8 protein-coding genes are annotated in these 7,354 nt (G+C 35.6%); all 8 read right to left on the reverse strand.

Translation table 11 applies throughout. The annotated features are described in order from the left end of the window. Window positions 1–12: 12 nt before the first annotated feature. Window positions 13–1,770 (reverse strand): arylsulfatase, encoded by a 1,758-nt coding sequence (locus G4420_RS20505; protein ID WP_163325819.1) that lies wholly within the window; start codon window positions 1,768–1,770, stop codon window positions 13–15. A 170-nt stretch (window positions 1,771–1,940) separates the two neighbouring features. Beyond that, on the reverse strand, window positions 1,941–2,897 hold the full coding sequence (locus tag G4420_RS20510) for a Fic family protein (RefSeq protein WP_163325820.1): 957 nt from the start codon (window positions 2,895–2,897) through the stop codon (window positions 1,941–1,943). Between the two features lie 230 nt (window positions 2,898–3,127). Beyond that, entirely contained in the window at window positions 3,128–3,709 is a 582-nt protein-coding gene (locus tag G4420_RS20515; RefSeq protein ID WP_163325821.1) for a hypothetical protein, read from the reverse strand. Window positions 3,710–3,876: 167 nt separating this feature from the next. Next, window positions 3,877–4,587: a hypothetical protein gene (locus tag G4420_RS20520; protein WP_163325822.1), complete on the reverse strand. Its 711-nt coding sequence runs from the start codon at window positions 4,585–4,587 to the stop codon at window positions 3,877–3,879. A 196-nt stretch (window positions 4,588–4,783) separates the two neighbouring features. Beyond that, the gene (locus G4420_RS20525; RefSeq protein ID WP_163325823.1) at window positions 4,784–5,023 is read right to left on the reverse strand and encodes a hypothetical protein; all 240 of its coding nucleotides are present in this window, start codon (window positions 5,021–5,023) and stop codon (window positions 4,784–4,786) included. A gap of 28 nt (window positions 5,024–5,051) precedes the next feature. Next, window positions 5,052–5,507, reverse strand: coding sequence for a hypothetical protein (locus tag G4420_RS20530; RefSeq protein ID WP_163325824.1), 456 nt, complete (start codon window positions 5,505–5,507; stop codon window positions 5,052–5,054). A gap of 160 nt (window positions 5,508–5,667) precedes the next feature. Further along, window positions 5,668–6,378: a hypothetical protein gene (locus tag G4420_RS20535; RefSeq protein ID WP_163325822.1), complete on the reverse strand. Its 711-nt coding sequence runs from the start codon at window positions 6,376–6,378 to the stop codon at window positions 5,668–5,670. Window positions 6,379–6,503: 125 nt separating this feature from the next. Continuing rightward, window positions 6,504–7,354 (reverse strand): hypothetical protein (locus tag G4420_RS20540; protein WP_204273770.1); only part of this gene is annotated, 851 nt, incomplete at its 5' end.

Genomic DNA, 7,354 nt, shown 5'->3' on the forward strand with positions numbered 1-7,354 from the left:
TACAAGCAGGTTTTAATCAATCTTTTCCATTTCAACCCAAAATGGGAATATGCTTTTTGAGCCAATAGTATAGAATGGTGTCAAATCGCAATCCAATTCTGAAAAGAAAACGTTTTTCATCTCAATGATATCTGTATCTTCTTTTTCATTTAGCATTTGTTTTACCAGGGTATTCGTTTCCAGATACATCCTGCCGTTGGCTTTAACCGGCTTAATAAATTTAAATTTTATGTCGTAATGCCCTTCTTCTATGCTAACTTTCCATTTGCCGTATATTTCTTCCTGAGCCCAGATTCCGCGTTGTCCTCCGGCGTCATTCCTGTTAAGGATAACCGGATTTTCATGTTTACTACCGATAATAATACGAGGTTGATTAATGAGATTTTCAGAAGTTATTAATTCATTATAAGTTTCATCGAGTTCTTGTTTGAGATCATTGGCAATACTTTCATTTTCTGATACGATATTTTTTTGTTCGTACGGATCTGTTTCAAGGTTGAACAGTTCAAAGTCCTTAACCGGGGCATTATAATTTGTCTTTCCAACCAGTTTATAACTTCCTTTTCGTAGTGCCATATTATTGTATAGTTCAGGATAACGTCGTGTCCAGTAAAAAAATAATGATCTGTTATCCCAATCCACCTCTTTACCATCAATTAGCGGAAGCAGACTTTTACCATCAATTATCCGATCATCAGGCAGTTGAACATTGCATACCTGTGCCAGTGTCGGCAATATATCAATATGGGCAGCCGTGGTTTCAATAGTTTTATTCTTCTCAAAAGACGAATACCGCATATAAAACGGCACCCGAACACCCCCCTGATAAACATCTCCTTTGCGACCTCGCATGCCACCTACATATCGGGTTTGTTGCGGGCCATTATCAGTCATAAAAATAATGAGGGTATTATCTGCAATATTTAAGTCATCCAGTTTTTTAAGAAGTTTACCGATATTGTCGTCGATGTTGGTAACCATAGCATACACTTTTCGGGCATCCTCTTTATTTTTCTCAGTCATTTTCGGAAAGGGCCTGTTGTCGTTACCGAAACCAGAGGCCGGATCAATTGCTTTGTATTGCTGATAATACTCTTCAGGAACCTGCAGAGGAGTATGCGGAGCGTTAAAAGCGAGATAACAGAAAAAGGGTGATTCTTTATTTTCTTCAATAAATTTCATGGCCTGTTCGGCGAAAATATCCGAGCAATAACCATCATAGGCTTCTTTTTTATTGTTGTGCCAAAGTACAGGATCAAAATAACTCTTATCGCCTTTGAAATAGGTTGTAATATCGCCAACCTGTCCCATTCCGCCGGAAAGATGGATCAAAGATTCATCAAAACCCTGATCACTTGGTCTGCTGGGATAATTATCGCCCAAATGCCATTTACCAAACACCCCGGTTTTGTAATTGGCTTGTTTTAGCATTTCTGCAATAGTAACCTCGTTTGATGCCATTATTGCTCCACCATTATAAGTATCTCTTACGCCTGTACGCAATGAATAGCGCCCGGTCATAAGACTTGAACGGGTTGGGGCGCATACCGGAGACACAAAAAAGTTAGTAAAACAAACACTTTCAGTGGCAAACTTATCGATTACGGGGGTTTGCACATGCGGATTTCCTGTAATACCAAGGTCGCCATAGCCCTGATCGTCGGTAATGATAATAATAACATTCGGATGTGCTTTATCCCGGGCAAAACTCACTACAGAAAACAAAAACAAACAAGATGATACTGCCAGAAAAATAGTTTTGATTTTCATATCTCGATTTTATTAGGTTTGCTGGTAACGGTTGGTACATGTTGTCGGGGCGGATTTCGGAGAGCGTTCCTGTCCGCCAGCTGGCGGACACGGAACTGCGAAACACGAATCCGCAGTTGGCGTACCACCGAATCCCGCCCTGCAATATGTACTGTATTAGGTTTAGTTTTTTATTTGTATTTATATTTTGTTGTTCTTTTATCTCCATATTTTTCGATAATCCCATCGTCAACAGCAACTTTTAAGTCTCTACTAGCAGTTGCTTGAGATATATTTTTAAATGCTCTTAAATAATCTTGTCTTGAAAATTCTTTTGTCCCTATGATTTCTTTAAAATTTGAGATTCTGTCATTATTGGTTAGACTAAAATTTTGAACTTTCAATAATTCTTCGAGTGCTTCTTTTATTATTTCGAGCATGAATTCTATAAAAGCAGTTGATGTTCCTTGTTCATCTGATTTTCCTAAAACATTGTAATATTCTTGTTGTCTGGATTTTACCAAACTTTCAATTGGAAGAAATTCGAAAACAGGAGAATGTTCTTTTAAAATCATAGTCTGCCAAAGTCGACCCATTCTGCCGTTTCCGTCGATGAACGGGTGAATAAATTCAAATTCGTAATGGAAAACACAACTTTTTATTAGAATTAAATCGTCGTCGTTTTTGAGATAATTAAACAAATCAGTCATTAACGAATAAACCAATTCACCCTGAGGTGCAATGTGGGCGATGTCGCTACCTTTAACAATTCCAACCGAACCGGTTCGAAGTTTTCCTGGATTTTCAATCAATTCCGTCATTAAAATCTCATGTGCTTTGCACAACGATTTTAATTCGTAGACTTTAAATTTATTGAGTTGATTATAAACCTTGATTGCATTTTTAACTTCCAGAATGTCTTTTTTGGGAGCAAGAATTCTTTTGTTGTCAAGCAAGTCTGTAATTTGCTCAACAGTCAAAGTATTTCCTTCAATTTCAAGTGAAGACTGAATTGTTTTAATTCGATTTCTTTTTCTTAATTCAGTCGGAGGTTTATTTAAATGAGCAGCGTTTACTTCTCCGATTTTTTCTGAAATAGAAGCAATTAAGTTTAAAATTTTACTCGTTATTTCGTATGGTGGTTTCATAGCTTAAAGTCTTGATACTATCATATGATACTATCAAAAATAGTCATAATTATTTATGCTGCAATCTTTTTTCAAAATTAAACCTAACGGTCACTTGTAAGTTGGCGTTGCGGATTTCGGAGAGCGTTCCTGTCCGCCAGCTGGCGGACACGGAATTGCGAAACGAGAATCCGCATTTGGCGCACCACCAAACCCCGCCCTGCAATATGTACTTTGTTGTAACACGTTTTTTATTTCAATTTATAATGTACTGATATTTCATTAATCACTTTGTTCGATTCATCCACTTTTTCAAGTTGAAAAGAGATTCCGTGAGAATACAAGTTATATGTCAGTCCATTATCGGATAAATAATCATCTTTTGTCTCTTTGGGATAAATGTCGGAGATGTTCGGATTGGTATAACCGAGCTCAAAACCTGTATCTGTGTAGGCTTTAATTGAACTATCCGATTTAATTTTTATCCATCGGAGTTTGAGATTGTTCTTGTCATTCTCAGACGCAAATTCAAATACCAGAGATTTATATTTAATTTCTTTTAGCCATTCCATCCCTGACGTTCGTTCCAAAGTTTCAGAATCGTATCCAGTCCATTCACTCATCATAATTAGGTCAGAACTTGATGGTGGATTAATCCCAAGTATTTTGCATGTCTTATTGATGTTTGTTTTTTCGATTAGAATTGAGTCACTGTTAAGCACAATTCCCTTTCCAGCAATAACTTTCACAAAATCATATTTCTGTCCAAATCCTGAAATTAGGATTAGGCAAAACATAATTGTCAAAATTGATTTTCTAAAAGTCATCGTCATTTTCTGGTTTTTAAAATGTGTTACAACGGTTGGTACATGTTGTCGGGGCGGATTTCGGAGAGCGTTCCTGTCCGCCAGCTGGCGGACACGGAACTGCGATGCGAGAATCCGCAGTTGGCGTACCACCAAACCCCGCCCTGCAATATGTACTGTGTTAGCAATTGTTTTTATTTAATTTTTTGTCCTCCAATATATTTAACTGAGTCAAGTCTTATAAAATCAAATATTCCAGTATTGTAGATTTGAATCTTTGCAAATAATGTGTCAATCTCAAAACTAGTTGAGTTGTCATCAAAACTTTCGTCATTATATTGAGCCTTGTTAATTCTTAAAGTAGTATCGTTTTCCCAGTAGCCTGCGTCATTCTCACTCCAACCACCGTCTCCACCAGTAAGTCCAAGAACGGCTATATTTATGGGGTTTAAATTCTCTTTACTCAATGAAACACCATAAACAGTCCGACAGCAATATTCATTTGCATGGATGAATGAAAAGAAATAAAAGTTTGGAAATTCCTTATGTTGATAAAACCTGAATTCTTCTGGGTATTTTATCCCAAGTTCACTTGTCCAACCAAATTTAATGTTTTGCTCTTTTACATACGTTTCAAGGAATTCAATTGGAATTGTTTGAAGTCTATAAATATCTAAATTCTCAATGTTGAATGAATCCTTCATTAATGTCGTTCGGTTTCTGATATAGTTCCAGTCGAAGATTTTATTTGAGTCATTTGACGTTTTTTTTACAACTATCTCAAATCCATTTTGAATAAAACCTTCATCAATTATGATCGGTTCTTTTTTGGAATCATTCGATTTATTTTGACAAAATCCAGCCAGATAAATGACCAGAAATAATATTGTAGTAGTAACTCTCATATCTTGGTTTCAAAATAATTGCTAACGGTCACTTGCAAGTTGTCGTTGCGGATTTCGAAGAGCGTCAGTGTCCGCTAGGACATGACGGTCAAGAAAGGAGCAGAGACAACGCACTCCACTGCACCCGCAATGCATTTTGCAATTTGTTACCACACGTTTTTTAATTCAATATTTGATACATCTTGTCTACCAGATTCTAACATGCCAGTCCAAATGAATTTGGATTGTAATTTATATCAAAACCTTTGTAAACAAGTTGGTCTTTAACTAACTCGTCAAGTTCCTCTGCATTTTCAATGTTTGCGAATTTGATAATGTATTCGTGTTCATTTATTTTCTCAAACTCATACAAACCTGGATTCGAGATTGAAACTTCTTCAATCACTTTAAATTCGAACTTAGTTACTCTTATTTTGAGAATTATATTTTTACTCAACTTTCCATTTTTTAAGTTCACATGTTTATTAATTCGTCTTTTCAATCGCTTTGTCTAATGCATTTAAAAGTCTCTTCTTTAAGTCTTGATTTATTTTAGTTTGAGAAACTTGTTCTTTAGTCAAATCTAGATTTATCAAATCAATCACAGGGCTTTCAATTTCAAGTAATATTGAATTTAAATCTACTTCACTTTCATATTTCTCAAGTGTCTCGCAAAAGAGATTAGGTTGCTTTTGAATTACTTTAAATAAGGTTTCGTTTCCAATCTCACTAAACTCTGCATTGTTTCTACATTCTTGTCCAAATGTTTTTAAAAATCTGACGGTTAATTCTCCTGTTGCTGTTTCAATGCTATCCTCCATCTCTAAAACAATTGAAATATTGCATTTCAAGGAATCAGTTTTTTGTCCAAAGGAACTGACATATAAACTAAAGGTCAGAAAAATCAATAATATGGTTTTCATTTTTAGTAGTCGCTTCATTTTTTAAAATGTGTGGTAACGGTTGGTACATGTTGTCGGGGCGGATTTCGGAGAGCGTTCCTGTCCGCCAGCTGGCGGACACGGAACTGCGATGCGAGAATCCGCAGTTGGCGTACCACCAAACCCCGCCCTGCAATATGTACTGTGTTAGCAATTGTTTTTATTTAATTTTTTGTCCTCCAATATATTTAACTGAGTCAAGTCTTATAAAATCAAATATTCCAGTATTGTAGATTTGAATCTTTGCAAATAATGTGTCAATCTCAAAACTAGTTGAGTTGTCATCAAAACTTTCGTCATTATATTGAGCCTTGTTAATTCTTAAAGTAGTATCGTTTTCCCAGTAGCCTGCGTCATTCTCACTCCAACCACCGTCTCCACCAGTAAGTCCAAGAACGGCTATATTTATGGGGTTTAAATTCTCTTTACTCAATGAAACACCATAAACAGTCCGACAGCAATATTCATTTGCATGGATGAATGAAAAGAAATAAAAGTTTGGAAATTCCTTATGTTGATAAAACCTGAATTCTTCTGGGTATTTTATCCCAAGTTCACTTGTCCAACCAAATTTAATGTTTTGCTCTTTTACATACGTTTCAAGGAATTCAATTGGAATTGTTTGAAGTCTATAAATATCTAAATTCTCAATGTTGAATGAATCCTTCATTAATGTCGTTCGGTTTCTGATATAGTTCCAGTCGAAGATTTTATTTGAGTCATTTGACGTTTTTTTTACAACTATCTCAAATCCATTTTGAATAAAACCTTCATCAATTATGATCGGTTCTTTTTTGGAATCATTCGATTTATTTTGACAAAATCCAGCCAGATAAATGACCAGAAATAATATTGTAGTAGTAACTCTCATATCTTGGTTTCAAAATAATTGCTAACGGTTAGTGCAAGTTGCGTAGCGGATTTCGGTGAGCGTCAGCGTCCGGTAGGACGTGACGGTCATGCGAGAATCCGCGACACGAACACGCACGCACCCCGCTATGAAATTTGCACTGTGTTAGCGGTTCGGGTTTTATTTTCATTTATTATTTTTTTAAATTTCACTCTGTCAATTCCACCTCCCATTTGAGAAATCTCTCCAATATCCTCTTGTTTTTTTATTAGTCCATTTTGAATCAAAGTATCACAGATTAAATCTTGAAAAGTGTCTTTTACTCTTGCATATCGGAAGAAAACTTTAATACCGGAAGATTTCTTTTGACTAATCAAATTTATTTTCCTGTTAAAAAACGTTGGTAAAGTCTGTCTAACCAGTTCTTTATATTCTTTTTGTGTCAGTTTTCTACTTCCATTTTTGTTTTTACCATAATTTATTCTCGTATCATTTGTGTTTAGTGGAAATGGTGAAATGTCAACGATTAATAATCCAATATTCCTACAAGTTTTAATGAATTCTCGTTTGTCAAGTATTTTAATGTTGAATGTTGTTTCCAAATCGCTCCTGTAAAAAAATTGGGTATTATTTGTCTTGTGGTTATAAATGTATTTTTTCTTTTGTCCCCAAAGAGGTGCTTCTGCAATCAACAAATATTTTACACTCTCAATGTCATTGAAATTGTCAATCCAGATTTTATTGATTTCATTAAAAGCATTTTCCAAATAATAATTGTCCTTTTCAAACTCATTTGCCAGTCCTAATTTGGCATACAAAGATTCGATTACTTGTCTGTTTTTATTGTACTCTAAATTCATAATCTGGCAATTGTTTTTTCTTCTTTCAACCTGACCGCTAACGGTCACTTGCAAGTTGTCGTTGCGGATTTCGAAGAGCGTCAGCGTCCGCAGGACGAAGACGGTCAAGAAAGGAGCAGAGACAACGCACCGCACTG

This window comes from Draconibacterium mangrovi, from assembly GCF_010586825.1.
GTDB lineage: Bacteria > Bacteroidota > Bacteroidia > Bacteroidales > Prolixibacteraceae > Draconibacterium > Draconibacterium mangrovi.